General features: G+C 67.1%; 13 protein-coding genes. 8 read left to right on the forward strand and 5 right to left on the reverse strand.

Features of this window, described 5'->3' with window-relative positions; translation table 11 throughout:
• Positions 1-296: 296 nt before the first annotated feature.
• On the forward strand, positions 297-1121 hold the full coding sequence (locus ACLBYA_RS13435) for an alpha/beta fold hydrolase (RefSeq protein WP_447709912.1): 825 nt from the start codon (positions 297-299) through the stop codon (positions 1119-1121).
• On the opposite strand, the gene ACLBYA_RS13440 is transcribed toward ACLBYA_RS13435, so the two are convergent.
• Positions 1087-2283, reverse strand: coding sequence for a pyridoxal phosphate-dependent aminotransferase (locus tag ACLBYA_RS13440; protein ID WP_447709913.1), 1197 nt, complete (start codon positions 2281-2283; stop codon positions 1087-1089). The two genes, ACLBYA_RS13435 and ACLBYA_RS13440, sit on opposite strands and share 35 nt — an antisense overlap.
• A gap of 43 nt (positions 2284-2326) precedes the next feature.
• Here ACLBYA_RS13440 and ACLBYA_RS13445 point away from each other — a divergent pair, with 43 nt between their 5' ends.
• Positions 2327-2887 carry an isochorismatase family protein gene (locus ACLBYA_RS13445; RefSeq protein WP_447709914.1) on the forward strand — a complete coding sequence of 187 codons (561 nt, stop codon included), beginning with the start codon at positions 2327-2329 and terminating at the stop codon, positions 2885-2887.
• On the opposite strand, the gene ipdE2 is transcribed toward ACLBYA_RS13445, so the two are convergent.
• The 4 genes from ipdE2 to fadD3 all read right to left on the reverse strand — a co-directional run bounded on the left by ipdE2 (position 2875) and on the right by fadD3 (position 7502).
• Positions 2875-3810, reverse strand: a complete 936-nt coding sequence (gene ipdE2, locus ACLBYA_RS13450; protein WP_447709915.1) for an acyl-CoA dehydrogenase IpdE2 — start codon at positions 3808-3810, stop codon at positions 2875-2877. The genes ACLBYA_RS13445 and ipdE2 overlap by 13 nt on opposite strands.
• Positions 3807-4760 (reverse strand): acyl-CoA dehydrogenase family protein, encoded by a 954-nt coding sequence (locus ACLBYA_RS13455; RefSeq protein WP_447709916.1) that lies wholly within the window; start codon positions 4758-4760, stop codon positions 3807-3809. The genes ipdE2 and ACLBYA_RS13455 overlap by 4 nt, the downstream gene beginning before the upstream one ends.
• Positions 4761-4839: 79 nt before the next feature.
• Entirely contained in the window at positions 4840-5970 is a 1131-nt protein-coding gene (locus tag ACLBYA_RS13460; RefSeq protein WP_447709917.1) for an acyl-CoA dehydrogenase family protein, read from the reverse strand.
• Positions 5970-7502 carry a 3-((3aS,4S,7aS)-7a-methyl-1,5-dioxo-octahydro-1H-inden-4-yl)propanoate--CoA ligase FadD3 gene (gene fadD3, locus ACLBYA_RS13465; RefSeq protein WP_447709918.1) on the reverse strand — a complete coding sequence of 511 codons (1533 nt, stop codon included), beginning with the start codon at positions 7500-7502 and terminating at the stop codon, positions 5970-5972. The genes ACLBYA_RS13460 and fadD3 overlap by 1 nt, the downstream gene beginning before the upstream one ends.
• Positions 7503-7549: 47 nt before the next feature.
• Between fadD3 and ipdE1 the strand changes: the two genes are divergently transcribed.
• The 6 genes from ipdE1 to ACLBYA_RS13495 all read left to right on the forward strand — a co-directional run bounded on the left by ipdE1 (position 7550) and on the right by ACLBYA_RS13495 (position 13984).
• Positions 7550-8710, forward strand: a complete 1161-nt coding sequence (ipdE1, locus tag ACLBYA_RS13470) for an acyl-CoA dehydrogenase IpdE1 (protein WP_447709919.1) — start codon at positions 7550-7552, stop codon at positions 8708-8710.
• Positions 8707-9495 (forward strand): (5R,7aS)-5-hydroxy-7a-methyl-1-oxo-2,3,5,6,7,7a-hexahydro-1H-indene-carboxyl-CoA reductase, encoded by a 789-nt coding sequence (gene ipdF, locus ACLBYA_RS13475; protein WP_447709920.1) that lies wholly within the window; start codon positions 8707-8709, stop codon positions 9493-9495. Before ipdE1 ends, ipdF begins: the two co-directional genes overlap by 4 nt.
• A gap of 63 nt (positions 9496-9558) precedes the next feature.
• Positions 9559-10755 (forward strand): acyl-CoA dehydrogenase family protein, encoded by a 1197-nt coding sequence (locus tag ACLBYA_RS13480; RefSeq protein WP_447709921.1) that lies wholly within the window; start codon positions 9559-9561, stop codon positions 10753-10755.
• Positions 10756-10821: 66 nt separating this feature from the next.
• Positions 10822-11487: a response regulator transcription factor gene (locus tag ACLBYA_RS13485; protein ID WP_447709922.1), complete on the forward strand. Its 666-nt coding sequence runs from the start codon at positions 10822-10824 to the stop codon at positions 11485-11487.
• Positions 11484-12464: an ATP-binding protein gene (locus tag ACLBYA_RS13490; protein ID WP_447709923.1), complete on the forward strand. Its 981-nt coding sequence runs from the start codon at positions 11484-11486 to the stop codon at positions 12462-12464. The genes ACLBYA_RS13485 and ACLBYA_RS13490 overlap by 4 nt, the downstream gene beginning before the upstream one ends.
• The gene (locus ACLBYA_RS13495; protein WP_447709924.1) at positions 12461-13984 is read left to right on the forward strand and encodes a DUF4153 domain-containing protein; all 1524 of its coding nucleotides are present in this window, start codon (positions 12461-12463) and stop codon (positions 13982-13984) included. Before ACLBYA_RS13490 ends, ACLBYA_RS13495 begins: the two co-directional genes overlap by 4 nt.
• Positions 13985-14113: the final 129 nt, after the last annotated feature.

Raw genomic sequence — 14113 nt, forward strand, 5'->3', positions numbered from 1 at the left:
TCAGCCATCCGCGCCAGCGCGAACCGGCCCGCCGCCAGAATCTTGGCCGCCACGGCGACCCGTTCGGTGCGCAGCTGATCGCGCGCGGTATCGAGGTGGTCAGCCACCACCGCTCCCGACGCTTCGAACTGGTGTTCGATCATGTCTCCGAGGTTACTCCGCACCTCTGACAACAGAATCAGGTCCGACCCATCAGCGTCTGGCCGACGATGCCCGCGGATCTGCAGCCAGCCTCCCCGCAGGATGGCGGCTAGCGGTAACGACAGACGCGCGCAGTCGGCGCAGAGTTACCCGGCATGAGCATCCTCACCACAGCCGACGGCACCGACATCTTCTACAAGGACTGGGGCACCGGGCAGCCGATCGTCTTCAGCCACGGCTGGCCGCTCTCGTCGGACGACTGGGACAACCAGATGCTGTTCTTCCTGGCCCACGGCTACCGGGTCATCGCCCACGACCGGCGCGGGCACGGACGGTCCACCCAGACCCCGGGCGGACACGACCTCGACCACTACGCCGACGACCTCGCCGCCCTGACCGAACGTCTCGACCTGCACGAGGCCATCCACGTCGGGCACTCCACCGGTGGCGGCGAGGTGGTGCGCTACCTGGCTCGCCACGGTGAGGTGCGGGTGGCCAAGGCCGCGCTCATCAGCGCGGTGCCGCCGCTCATGGTGCAGACCGAGGCCAACCCGGAGGGCCTACCCAAGAGCGTCTTCGACGACCTGCAGGCGCAGCTCGCGGCCAACCGTTCGGTGTTCTACCGCGCGCTTCCGGAGGGGCCGTTCTACGGGTTCAATCGACCTGGTGTGCAGAGTATTCCGGCCGTGATCGACAACTGGTGGCGCCAGGGCATGATGGGCGACGCCTTCTCGCATTACGACGGGATCGTCGCCTTCTCCCAGACCGACTTCACCGAGGACCTCAAGAAGATCACCGTCCCCACCCTGGTGATGCACAGCCGCGACGACCAGATCGTTCCCTATGTGGCCGCCGGACCCAAATCGGCTGCGCTACTGCAGAACGGCACACTCACCACCTACGAAGACTTTCCGCACGGCATGCCCACCACGCACGCCGACGTCATCAACGCCGATCTGCTGGAGTTCCTGAAGTCTTGAGCCACGGGCCCATCCGGGCCAGCGCTTCGGCGATGTCGGTGGCCGCACCGGCGAAGGACAGTCGCACGAAGGAACCACCGTGCACCGTGTCGAAGTCCACCCCCGGTGCGATCGCGACACCGGTGTCGGCCAGCAGTCGGGCACAGAAACCCAGGGAGTCGGTGGAGTAGTCCGAGATATCGGCGTATACGTAGAACGCCCCGTCGGCCGGCGCCAACCGCCCCAATCCGATCTCGGCCAGTCCGTTCAACAGCAATTCGCGATTGACGCTGTACTCGCCGACCAACCCGTCGGCCTCGGTCAACGATTCGGCCTCGAATGCGGCCACCGCGGCGAGCTGCGGCAGCGTCGGCGGACAGATGGAGAAGTTGCCGGTCAGACAGTCGACCGCACGGCGCAACGGTTCCGGGACCAGCAGCCAGCCCAGCCGCCAGCCCGTCATTGCGAAGTACTTCGAGAAGCTGTTCACCACAATGGGATTGCGCGACGTCTCCCAGGCGCAGCTGGTCGCCGGCGCTCCCGGATACTCCAGTCCGTGGTACAGCTCGTCGCTGACCAGCTGCACGGCCCGCCGATCACACCACGCCACGATGGCGGCCAGGTCGGCGGCCGGGATGATGGTGCCGGTCGGGTTGGCCGGGCTGGCGATGATCAACCCCTTGACCGGCGGATCGAGGGTCTCGAGCATCGCGACCGTCGGCTGGAACCGGGTGTCCGGGCCGCACGGCACCTCGACGACCTCGCAACCAAGCGCCGACAGGATGTTGCGATAGCAGGGGTAGCCGGGACTGGTCACCGCCACCCGGTCGCCGACATCAAAACAGGCCAGGAAGGCCAACAGGAATCCGTTCGACGATCCGGTGGTCACCACGACTGCGTCAGGATCGATCTCGATACCGTGCCGGTCTCGATACAACCCGGCGATCGCGGACCGCAACTCCGGAATGCCCAGTGCGACGGTGTAACCCAGATTGTGATCGGCCAGTGCCCGGGCGGCTGCCGCGCGCACCGGAGCGGGAGCCTGGGCGCTCGGCTGACCCGCCGACAGGTTCACCAGGTCGCCGTGGGTGCGTTGGCGTTCCGCGGCGGCCAGCCAGACGTCCATCACGTAGAAGGGCGGGATTCCGGCGCGCAGGGCCACGCGTGTGGTGGTGTCGGTCATCGAAACCAGGTTAGTCCGCGATCGTGGTGGCTACTTTGAAGACATGACAACGCTGCAGAACCGGCCGAACAGTGCGCTGCTGGTCATCGATGTGCAGGACCTCGTCGTCGCCGAGGCGGTGCGCCGTGACGAGGTTGTCGCGGCGATCGGTCGGCTGATCGACCGGGCCCGTACCGAGAACGTTCCGGTGGTGTGGGTCCAGCATTCCGACGACGGGCTCGAATACGGCAGCGCCGGCTGGCACATCGTCGACGAGTTGACGCCCGATTCCGGCGAGGCGCGCATCGAGAAGCCCCATGGTGACGCCTTCGAGGCGACAACGTTGGAGAGCGTGCTGGCCGGCCTGCTGGTCGGTCGGCTCGTCGTGACCGGGGCGTGCAGCGACCAGTGTGTGCGTTCCACCGTGCACGGCGCCTTTACCCGGGGGTACGACGTCACGCTCGTCGGTGACGCACACACCACCACCGATCTGACCCAGTGGGGTGCGCCGCCGCCGGACCAGGTGATCGCGCACACCAACCTCTACTGGGCGCATCAGACGGCTCCGGGGCGCACAGCCGCCGTGATGGACGCCGACGACGTGGTGCTGGCTCAGAAGATCTGAGCTTCGAGTCGACGCAGGTGTTCGCGTGGCGGGCCGATCAATTGGGCGCTGCCGTGCGCCCGCTTGAAGTACAGCTGGATGTCGTGTTCCCAGGTGATCGCGATGCCACCATGCATCTGGACCGCCTCGGCCACCACATCGGTCAACGCTTCGCTGGCGAGCACCCGGGCCAGCGACGCCGATGCCGGTGTCGGTTCGGCGATCGCGTCGTAGATGACCGCGCGGGCCGACTGCACCTTGACGTACAGGTCGGCCATCCGATGCTTCAGCGCCTGGAAGCTGCCGATCTGGCGGCCGAACTGCACACGGTCCTTGGTGTAGGCCACCGTCAGGTCCAGGGCGCGGGCCGCAGCTCCGATCTGCTCGGCGGCCAGTAGCAGGGCCGCGGTATCGGCCAGGCCCGGATCGCTGCCCAGCGCCGAGGTGTCCCCGGCGGTCACCGAGGACAACCGGCGGGTCAGATCCATCGTCGAGTGTGCCCGCGCGGTGAAGGTGGTCCAGCGGGTGAGATCGGTTCCGTCGGTGGCGATCACGATATCGGCGATGTCACCGTTGATGACGTACTCGGGGTCGAAGACGACAGTGCCGATGGAGGTGCCCTCGACCAGACTTTCCAGCGGTTCGTGGTCGCCGGCGCCGAGCAGGGCGAGTTCGGCCAGTGTGGTGCCCAGCAGCGGTGTGGGCACCAGGGCCTTACCGAGCTCTTCGAGAACCACGGCGGCATCGGCGAGCTCACCACCGGCTCCGCCGAGGTTCTCGGGCACCACTAGAGCGGCCGCACCGACCTGCTCGCACAACAGTTTCCACAGCGACTCGTCGTAGCCGCGCTCAGATTCCATTGCCGTGCGGACAGCTTCGGGGCCGGCGTGTTTGTCGACCAGTGCCGCGACAGTCTCCTGTAGAAACTTGCGCTCTTCGGTCATAATACCTCCAGCAGACGACGGCGATGCAGGGTCGGGTCGCCCCAGGCCGAGCGCAGCGCCTGCACCCGCAACAGCAGCAGCGACAGGTCGTGCTCCTGGGTGAAGCCGATGGCGCCGTGGGTCTGCAGCGAGGACCGGGCCGACAACAATGCGGCGTCGGCAGCGGCAACCTTGGCGGCGCTGACATCGCGGGCGGTGTCCGGGGAGCCGTCGGCCAGTGCCAGCGCGGCGCCATAGACCAGTGGGCGGGCCAGCTCGACGGCGATGTGCACGTCGGCGAGCTTGTGCTTGATCGCCTGGTACGAGCCGATCACCCGGCCGAACTGGGTGCGCTGCTTGGCATATTCGACGGACAGGTCGAGCATGGCCTGCCCTGCCCCGACCAGTTGCGCGGCGGTGGCCAGCACACCGAACTCGTAGGCACGGGCCGTATCGGCTGCCTGGCTGTCGCCGGATGTACTGACCTCGAACAGCTTTCGGGTGGGGTCGACGGACTCATGCCCGGAGCCCGCGGTTGCCTCGCTGACCTGACCGTCGCCGGCCAGCAACGTCAGTCCGGCGAAATCGGCGTTGACGGCGTAGGGCACCTGCGGCGGTAGCGTCACCGTCGTGATCAGTTCGCCGGCGGCCAGCGAAGCCGACCGGTCGTCGTCGGCGAGCAGAACGGGGGCCACGGCAATGGATTCGGTGACGGGACCCGGCACCGCCCAGTAGCCCAACCGTTCCAGGGCGACCACGAGGTCGACCGGATGGGCTTCGATACCGTCGAACTTCTCGGCCACCAGCAGTGCGGTGACACCCAGATCGGTCAGTTGCGACCACACCTTGCGTGCGGGCCCGGTGTCCCCGCCGGCCCAGGCGCGGATCGCCGCGGGGACGTTCGCCGCGCCGAGGGCGGAGTCGATGCTCGCGGCGAAATCACGCTGCTGTTCGTCTATCTCGAAATTCATGCCTCGACTCCCACTCGCTCCGGTCCTCGCTCGTGCCTCGCTGCGATCCTCACTCGTGATCGTCTTCGGGGGTTCATGGCTACTTCGGCTCCCGGGGCAGGCCCAGCAGACGCTCGGCGATGATGTTGCGCTGAATCTCGTTGGTGCCGGCATAGATCGGACCGCCGAGCGCGAACAGCAGACCCTCGGTGGTGTGGTCGATGATCTCGGCGTCGGCGCCCTGCAGATCCAGCGCGGTTTGATGCAGTGCGACATCGAGATCCGACCAGAACACCTTCGTCACCGAGGACTCCGCACCCAGTTCGCCGCCGCCGGCGAGCCTGGTGACGGTGCCGAACGTGTGCAGTCGGTAGGCCTGCGCCTTGATCCAGGCGTCGGCCACCCGGTCGGTGAACGCCGGATCGGGATTGGCCTTCCACTGGGCGACAAGCCGTTCGGCCGGTGCCAGGAATCGAGCCGGGCTGCGCAGCGACATACCGCGCTCGTTGCTCGACGTGCTCATGGCGGCGCGCCAGCCGTCATGCACGCCGCCGATGACGTCCTCGTCGGGCACGAACACATCGTCGAGGAAGATCTCGCCGAAACCGGTGTCGCCACCGAGTTGGGCGATGGGCCGGACGGTGATGCCGTCGGCCTTGAGATCGAACATGAAGTACGTCAGGCCCTTGTGCCGCAGCGCGGTCGGGTCGGAGCGGAACAGTCCGAAGCCGCGCTCGCCGAACGGCGCGCGGGAGCTCCAGATCTTCTGGCCGTTGAGCTTCCAGCCGCCGTCGACCTTGGTCGCTGTCGACCGCAGCGAGGCCAGGTCGCTGCCCGACTCCGGTTCGGACCAGGCCTGGGCCCAGATCTCCTCGCCGCTGGCCATTTTCGGCAGCACCCGATCCAGCTGCTCGTCGGTGCCATGCGCGAACAGTGTCGGCGCCAGCATCGAGGTGCCGTTGGCGCTGGCCCGGCCGGGCGCCCCGGCACGGAAGTACTCCTCTTCGAACACCACCCACTGCAGCAGTGTCGCGTCGCGGCCGCCGTATTTCTTGGGCCAGGCGATCACCGACAGTCCGGCGTCGAACAACACCTTGTCCCAGACCCGGTGCTGCTCGAAACCGTCGAGGGTGTCATAGGACTTGGTGGGGAACCTGTCTCGGTTGCTCGTCAGGAAGTCGCGCACCTCGGCGCGGAACTCCTCGCTGTCATCGTCGAATGTCAGATCCATTAGATCATCTCTCGCAGTTGTGGTTTGACCACTTTGCCTCCAGGGTTGCGTGGCAGCACATCGAGGAACACCACCGATCGGGGCGCCTTGAAATTGGCCAGATGTTCACGGGCGTAGGCGATGACGGTGTCCTCGTCGAGTGGTGCGCCGGGCTTCACGACGACGAATGCCTTGCCGACCTCGCCGAGGCGGTCATCGGGTACCCCGATCACCGCGGATTCGGCCACACCGTCCAGGCGTGCCAGCACCTGCTCGATCTCGGCGGGGTACACGTTGAATCCGCCGCAGATGTACATGTCCTTGAGCCGGTCGGTGATGGTGAGATTTCCGGCGTCGTCCAGGGTGCCGATATCACCGGTGTGCAGCCAGCCTTCGGAGTCGACGGCTGCGGCGGTGGCCTCCGGGTCGTCGAGGTAGCCCAGCATCACGTTCGGGCCGCGCAGCAGCACCTCACCGGAGTTGTCAAGGCGCAGTTCGAAATCCGCGATCGGGCGGCCGCAGGTGGTCGCCACGGTGACGGCATCGTCATCGGCGGTGCACATGGTGCCGAACCCGGCGGCCTCGGTCAGGCCGTACGCGGTCAGCACAATGTCGATATCGAGCTCGGACTGCATCCGTTCGATCAGCACGACCGGCACCACGGCGGCGCCGGTGACCGCGAACCGCAGCGAGGACAGGTCGTACTCCGACCTCTTCGGGTGATCGAGAAGGGTCTGATAGATGGTCGGCGGGCCGGGCAGCACGGTGATCCGCCGGTCGGACACCGCGCGCATCGCCTGCTCCGGGTCGAACGTCAGCAGCGGATACAGCGTCGCCCCGGTCTGCAGACAAGCCAGGATGCCGGCCTTGTAGCCGAAGTTGTGGAAGAACGGATTGATGCAGAGATAGCGGTCGGTGCTGCTGACCTGCCCGCACGCGGCCCAGGCCGCCGAAGCGTCCAGGGACTGTCGATGCGCGCAGCGCACACCCTTGCTGCGTCCCGTGGTGCCCGAGGTGAACAAGATGTCGGAGACATCGTCGGGTGAGACCGCGGCGGCGCGGGCATCCACGGCGTCGAGGTCGGTGCCACGGGCGACAAAGGAATCCCAGGACACTACGGACTCGGCGTCTCGCTCTTCCACGGGGATGCGCACGATATGGCGTAGGGCGGGCAGGGCGTCGCGGTCCAGTTGTGCGGTGCGGTCGGCGCCGAGGAACTCGCCGGCCGCGATCAGCAGCGGGGCGTCGGTGCGGGCCAGGATGTCGGTGGCTTCGCTGGCGGTGTACCGGGTGTTGAGTGGCACGACGATGGCGCCGGCGTAATGGGTGGCCAGCGCGGCCACCACCCAGTGCCAGGTGTTGGGGGACCAGATGGCGACACGGTCTCCGGCCGCCACACCCAGGTCGATCATGGCGGCCGCGGCACGGCGGACCTCGTCACGTAGCTGGGTGTAGGTGAGCGTTTTGGGACCCGTCACCACCGCGTCGTGATCGGAAAACTGCACGGCAATCGTGTCCAGCACCGCGGGAACGGTCCGGCTTTCGCTCGTCATTGACGCTCTCCTAACAAAGCAAGTGCTTGGTAGGTTAGCCTACAAGGGTGATTGAGGTCGAGGAGTTCCGGGCCGAGGTCCGGCAATGGCTCGCCGACAACCTCGTGGGCGAATATGCCGCGCTCAAGGGCCTCGGCGGCCCCGGTCGCGAGCATGAGGCATTCGAGGAACGTCGGGCATGGAACCAGCATCTGGCCGCGGCGGGACTGACCTGCCTGGGCTGGCCGGAGGAGCACGGTGGACGTGGTCTGACGGTGGCGCACCGGGTGGCGTTCTACGAGGAATACGCCAAGGCCGACGCCCCGGACAAGGTGAACCATTTCGGTGAGGAACTGCTCGGCCCGACGCTGATCGCGTTCGGCACCGAGGAGCACAAGAAGCGGTTCCTGCCCGGCATCCTCGATGTCACCGAGCTGTGGAGCCAGGGGTACTCCGAGCCGAACGCCGGTAGCGACCTGGCGAACGTGTCGACGTCGGCGGAACTGGTCGGTGACGAGTGGGTCATCAACGGTCAGAAGGTGTGGACCTCGCTGGCGCACTGGGCGCAGTGGTGCTTCGTGGTGGCGCGCACCGAGAAGGGCTCCAAGCGCCACGCCGGGTTGTCCTATCTGCTGGTGCCGTTGGACCAGTCCGGGGTCACCATCCGTCCGATCATCCAGCTGACCGGTGACTCCGAGTTCAACGAGGTGTTCTTCGACGACGCCCGCACCGAGGCGTCGCTGGTGGTCGGTGAGCCCGGTGACGGTTGGCGGGTCGCGATGGGCACGCTGACCTTCGAGCGTGGGGTGTCCACATTGGGACAGCAGATCCGTTACGCCCGTGAGCATTCCAATTTGGTCGAGCTGGCAAAGCGCAATGGTACCGCCGACGACCCGCTGATCCGGGAGCGGCTCACCCGGTCCTGGACCGGATTGGCGGCCATGCGGTCCTACTCGCTGGCGACGATGGACGTCGACGGGGCCGTCCAGGCCGCCGGAAAAGATAACGTGAGCAAGCTGCTGTGGGCCAACTGGCATCGGGAACTCGGCGAGATCGCCATGGATGTCCAGGGCATGGCCGGGTTGACGTTGTCGGACAACGAGTTCGACGAGTGGCAGCGGCTCTACCTGTTCTCGCGCTCCGACACCATCTACGGCGGGTCCAACGAGATCCAGCGCAATATCATCGCCGAGCGGGTGCTCGGCCTACCCCGAGAGGCAAAAGGGTGAGTCTGGCAGACGTTCCGCAGGAGATCGAGGGCCACGGCCTGCTCAAGGGCAAGGTCGTGCTGGTCACCGCGGCCGCCGGCACCGGTATCGGGTCGACGACGGCACGCCGCGCCCTGCTGGAAGGTGCCGATGTGGTGGTGTCCGACTTCCACGAGCGCCGACTCGGCGAGACGCGGGACGAACTGGCCGCACTCGGGCTGGGCAAGGTCGACGCCGTGGTCTGCGATGTCACATCCACCGAGGCCGTGGACAACCTGATCACCGAAACCGTGGCTAAGGCCGGCCGGATCGACGTGCTGGTCAACAACGCCGGACTCGGCGGGCAGACCCCGGTGATCGACATGACCGACGACGAGTGGGACCGCGTCCTCAACGTCACGCTCACCTCGGTCATGCGGGCCACCCGTGCCGCGCTGCGTTACTTCAGCGACGTCCCGCACGGCGGGGTGATCGTCAACAATGCCAGCGTCCTGGGCTGGCGTGCCCAGCATTCGCAGTCGCACTACGCGGCCGCCAAGGCCGGCGTGATGGCGCTGACCCGCTGCAGTGCAATCGAAGCCGTCGAGTACGGCGTGCGCATCAACGCGGTGTCGCCGAGTATCGCCCGGCACAAGTTCCTGGAGAAGACGTCGTCGGCCGAGCTGCTGGACCGCCTCGCCGGTGACGAGGCGTTCGGCCGGGCCGCCGAGCCGTGGGAGATCGCCACCACCATCGCCTTCCTGGCCAGCGACTACTCCAGCTACCTGACCGGCGAGATCATCTCGGTGTCCAGCCAGCGCGCCTGAGCCGATGGAATCTCGCTGACCACAAGGCTGGGTCGCCGGGCTAGCCGCGCGCAGCATCGAGGCATGACGCTCACCGCTCCGCCACTCGACACCGCAGCCGTGGTCAGCGGCACCAGTCCGTTGGCGGACGGCTTCGAGAGCCGGTACTTCTCCACGGAGGATTATGCGCGGTTCCATCACCGCGCCGGTGGTTACGACGCCGACAATGCGTTCTTCGCCGACGATTTCGTAGATCTGGTGCAGGCCGGCTACCTGAAGGCTCCGCTGCCGGCGGCATTCGGCGGCGGCGGACTGACGCTGGCCGAGCTCGCCGCCGAACAGCGGCACCTGGCCTACTGGGCCCCCGCGACGGCGCTGGCGATCAACATGCATCTTTATTGGGCGGGCTCGGCAGCCACTGCCGGGGTGGACTGGCTGCTCCGTGACATCGGTGCCGGGCAGGTGTTCGCTGCCGGACATGGCGAACCGGGTAACGATGTCGGCCTCGACGATGCTCAGGTGCAGGCGATCCGGCAAGCCGACGGCTCGTATCGGATCAGTGGCCGTAAGGTCTTCACATCGCTTTCGCCGGTGTGGGATCAGATCGGAATCCATGCCCGTGACAACTCCGATCCGGCCAACCCGATCATCGTGCACACGTTTGTGCACCGTGATGATCCGGGCGTACGCATCGACGAGACCTGGGACGCGCTCGGCGTGCGCGCCACCGCCAGCCATGACACCGTCTTCGACAACGCAATCGCCCCTGCGCACAAGACGATCGCCACCCACCCCGTCGGTCCGCTGTATCCGGAATACATCGGCGCGCTGCTCGCCTGGTATCTGCCCCTGCTGTCGAATGTGTACTTCGGCATTGCCCGCCGCGCCCTCGATATCGCCATCCTCGGTGCCCGGAACCGGGGCTCATTGCGTCCCGATGTCGACCGGCATGCGCAGAAGTCGGCGGTGCAGCGCCAGATCGCGCAGGCCGAGATCAAGTTGGAGGCGGCCGCGGCGTTTCTCGACTCGGTCACCGAACCGGCAGAAGCGGGCTGGCCGTCCCTGCGGGCACTGGCGGCCAAGGAGTTCGTCACCGCGACCGCCCGTGATGTCGTCGACACCGCGGTGCAGGTGGTGGGCGCCTCGGCGGTCTCACGGCGTCACGAGCTGGAGCGGCTGTACCGCGATGTGCGGACCGGTTCGCTGCACCCACCGAACAGTGACGCGGTGCTGGAGGCGATCGGCTTGACCGCCGTCGGCCTGGCACCTGCGCCCGCCTAGGTTTCTCCACATAACCTTCACAAACGCTTCCCGGAAGCACCACAGCCTGGACTTACAGTCAACGGTGTGAAGCGCATCCTCGTGGTCGACGACGAGCCGACCATCCTCGCCGCGGTTGCCGACCGACTGCGGGCCGAGTCGTTCCTCGTCGAGACGGCGGTCGACGGGCCCTCGGCGGTCGCGGCGGCCGAGGCGACCGCGCCGGATCTGGTGGTGCTCGATGTGATGTTGCCCGGGTTCGACGGCCTTGAGGTGTGCCGTCGTATCCAGGCCGACCGGCCGATCCCGGTCCTCATGCTGACCGCCCGCAGCGACGAGACGGACATGCTGATCGGTCTGGGCATCGGTGCCGACGACTACCTGACCAAACCGTTCAGCATGCGCGAGTTGGTCGCCCGCGCGCACGTGTTGTTACGTCGGGTGGACCGCGCCGGCGGTACCCAGCCGCTGTCGGTGGGCAGCTATCGAATCGACCTGGCCGAACGACGCGTGCATGACGGAGATCGGGAGATCTACCTGACCCGAACCGAATTCGACCTGTTGGCGTTCCTGGCCGGCCGGCCACGTGCGGCGGTCGCTCGCGAGACGCTCCTGGAGCAGGTCTGGGGCTGGGCCGCGGAGGTGGAGAGCCGCACCGTCGACAGTCACGTGAAGGCGTTGCGGCGCAAGCTCGGCGCCGATCTGATCCGCACAGTGCACGGGGTGGGATACGCCCTGGAGGTGCCGAGGTGAACACCGACTGGCTGCCCCGCCCACTGGATCCGATCGCCTCGTTCAAGGTCAAGACCACCCTGCTGGTGGGCAGTGCGATCACCTTGGCGGCGTTCACCTTCTGGATCGGCGCCAACTGGCAGTTCCGCTACGCCCTGCTCGCGGCGCTGCTGACCTCGGTGGTCGCCGTCCAGTTCCTCGCCCACGGGATGACCTCGCCACTGCGTCAGATGACGGCTGCCGCCCGCGCGATGGCCCGCGGCGACTACAGCATCCGGGTGCGCGCCACCTCGCGTGACGAGATCGGGCAACTGGCAACGGCATTCAACCAGATGGCCGAGGACCTCGGGGCCGCCGACGAGTACCGGCGCGGCCTGATCGGCAACGTCTCGCACGAACTGCGCACCCCCATCACGGCGCTGCGTGCGGTGTTGGAGAACATGGTCGATGGTGTCGCCGAACCCGATCCCCAGACCCTGCGCGCCGCCCTCAAGCAGACCGAGCGGCTCAGCGAACTGGTCACCGACCTGCTCGACCTGTCCCGTGTCGAGGGCGGTGCGATCACCTTGCAGACGAGCCGGTTCCCGGTGCGGGAGTTCCTGGCCGACGCCATCGCACACACATCGGCCGCGTTGACGGTCGATCCCGCCGATCTGACGGCGGTGGCCGACCCGGGCCGACTGCGCCAGGTCGTGGTGAACCTGGTGGACAACGCCGTCCGGCACAACCCACCCGGCGGCCGCGTCACCGTGCGTGCCTGGTCCGATGCCGGGCTGCGTGTGGAGGTCGCCGACGACGGCCCCGGCATCCCGGAAACCGAGCGGGAGCGGATGTTCCAACGTTTCACCCGAGGCGGTACCTCCGACGGCGGTACCGGGCTGGGGCTGGCGATCGCGCGCTGGGCCGTCGACCTGCACGGCGGATCGATCGAGGTGCTCGACAGCGACGGTGGCTGTCGGATCCTGGTGACCCTTCCGGAGATGGAGGAAAACCGATGACGATGATGGCTCCCGGAATGCCCCCGATATTGCCGCCGCCCATGCTGGGCCCCTTGCCGGCACGTCATGGCGAACCCGGTTTCACCGTATGGCCGCACCGCATCTGGCCACTCGATCCGCTGGCGGCCGCACCATGGCGGTTCAGCGTCTCGGCGCTTTTTGTCGGGCTGGTCGGCACTGCGGTGTGGCGGCCCACCGAGCTAAGCATCGGCTACCTGCTGGTCGGCGTCATGGTGTTCGCGCTGGTCTACGCCACGGCGGGTCACCGCCCTTCGCGATACGAAAGCTTGTGTATTGCACTGACTCTGACACTGCTCACGGTGCCCGGCCTGTTGGCGGCCGGCTGGGTGGGCGGCCTGTGTGTGGCTGCGGCATGGGTGCTGGGTTGGCACACGTTGGTCGGTGGCCGTACCTGGACCGCTGTGGTGGGCGGCGCATTCATCGCGTGGGCGCTCCCCGGTCGCCTCATCGGTTGGGTGCAACGGGGGATGCCGCGGCGCGCCCAGGTGCCCAACGCGGGTCGAATGGCCCTGGTCGGTGCCGTCACGCTGGCGCTGGTGCTGGTGTTCGGAGGCTTGTTCATGGGCGCCGATCCAGCCTTCGAAAGCTTTGTGAGCGGAGTGATCCCGTCGATCGACACCGCAGATGGCATCAGCCGTGCCGCGGTCTTCGTGTTGGTGTTGATGTTCGTCTTGGGCGGTGGCTATCTGGTGCGGTTCGCTCCGAAACTCGACGCGATGGCACCGAAACCACGGAAGTCGTTGCCGCAGTGGGAGTGGGCGCTGCCGCTGGCCGTGCTCGACATGGTGTTCGTCGCGTTTGTCGCCGTGCAGGCCGCGGTGCTGTTCGGTGGCCACACCCATGTACTGGCGACCGAGGGGCTGACCTATGCGGAGTATGCGCGGCAGGGCTTCTGGCAGCTGTTGTGGGTGTCCGCGCTGGCGCTGCTGGTGCTGGCCGTGATCGTCCGGGTCGCCGATACCGTGCGGTATCGACGGATGCTTCGGGTGCTGGTCGGAACACTGTGTGCCACATCGATTGTCGTGGTGATCTCGGCGATCATGCGGATGTGGGTCTATCAGCAGGCCTACGGGTTCAGCACCGAACGGCTGATGGTGATCACGATCGAGTTGTGGCTGGGTGCGGTGTTCGTCATGGTCGCGGTGGCCGGAGTCCGGATGAGCGCATCCTGGCTGCCGCGCGCGGTGCTGGTGGCCGGTGTAGCCGCCCTGCTCGGCCTGGCGGCACTGAATCCGGAGAGGCTGATCGCCGACCGCAACATCGACCGGTTCGAGCGGACCGGCCAACTCGATGCGAAATACCTGTCGGATCTGTCCGCCGATATCGACCCCGCCGTGTTCCGGTTGCCGCCCGACGTGCGCCAATGCGTCAACCGGGAAGGCGCCGAGCCTGATCCCTGGTACCTGTTCAACCTGTCCCGTGCCCGCGCCACCGACTATCCCTACCTGGCCGACCTGCCGGTGGCCTGCGAGCAGTACTGGCCGGGGTTCTATCGCTGATGAATTCGGTGGCGTTCCGGACCGGGATGGACTAGTTGTGAGCCCATGGATCTGCCCCGCATCTTCACCATCAGGGAAAGTGGCCGCTGCATCCACAACCCGATCACGGCAGCGAAGCTCGCCGCGATC

The organism is Mycobacterium sp. C31M (assembly GCF_053345865.1).

Coding starts and splice junctions, on each gene's coding strand:
- ACLBYA_RS13435 (WP_447709912.1), top strand. CDS start 297: ATGAGCATCCTCACCACAGCCGACGGCACCGACATCTTCTACAAGGAC.
- ipdE2 (WP_447709915.1), bottom strand. CDS start 3,810: ATGACCGAAGAGCGCAAGTTTCTACAGGAGACTGTCGCGGCACTGGTC.
- ACLBYA_RS13440 (WP_447709913.1), bottom strand. CDS start 2,283: ATGACCGACACCACCACACGCGTGGCCCTGCGCGCCGGAATCCCGCCC.
- ACLBYA_RS13495 (WP_447709924.1), top strand. CDS start 12,461: ATGACGATGATGGCTCCCGGAATGCCCCCGATATTGCCGCCGCCCATG.
- ACLBYA_RS13480 (WP_447709921.1), top strand. CDS start 9,559: ATGACGCTCACCGCTCCGCCACTCGACACCGCAGCCGTGGTCAGCGGC.
- ACLBYA_RS13455 (WP_447709916.1), bottom strand. CDS start 4,760: ATGAATTTCGAGATAGACGAACAGCAGCGTGATTTCGCCGCGAGCATC.
- ACLBYA_RS13445 (WP_447709914.1), top strand. CDS start 2,327: ATGACAACGCTGCAGAACCGGCCGAACAGTGCGCTGCTGGTCATCGAT.
- fadD3 (WP_447709918.1), bottom strand. CDS start 7,502: ATGACGAGCGAAAGCCGGACCGTTCCCGCGGTGCTGGACACGATTGCC.
- ACLBYA_RS13460 (WP_447709917.1), bottom strand. CDS start 5,970: ATGGATCTGACATTCGACGATGACAGCGAGGAGTTCCGCGCCGAGGTG.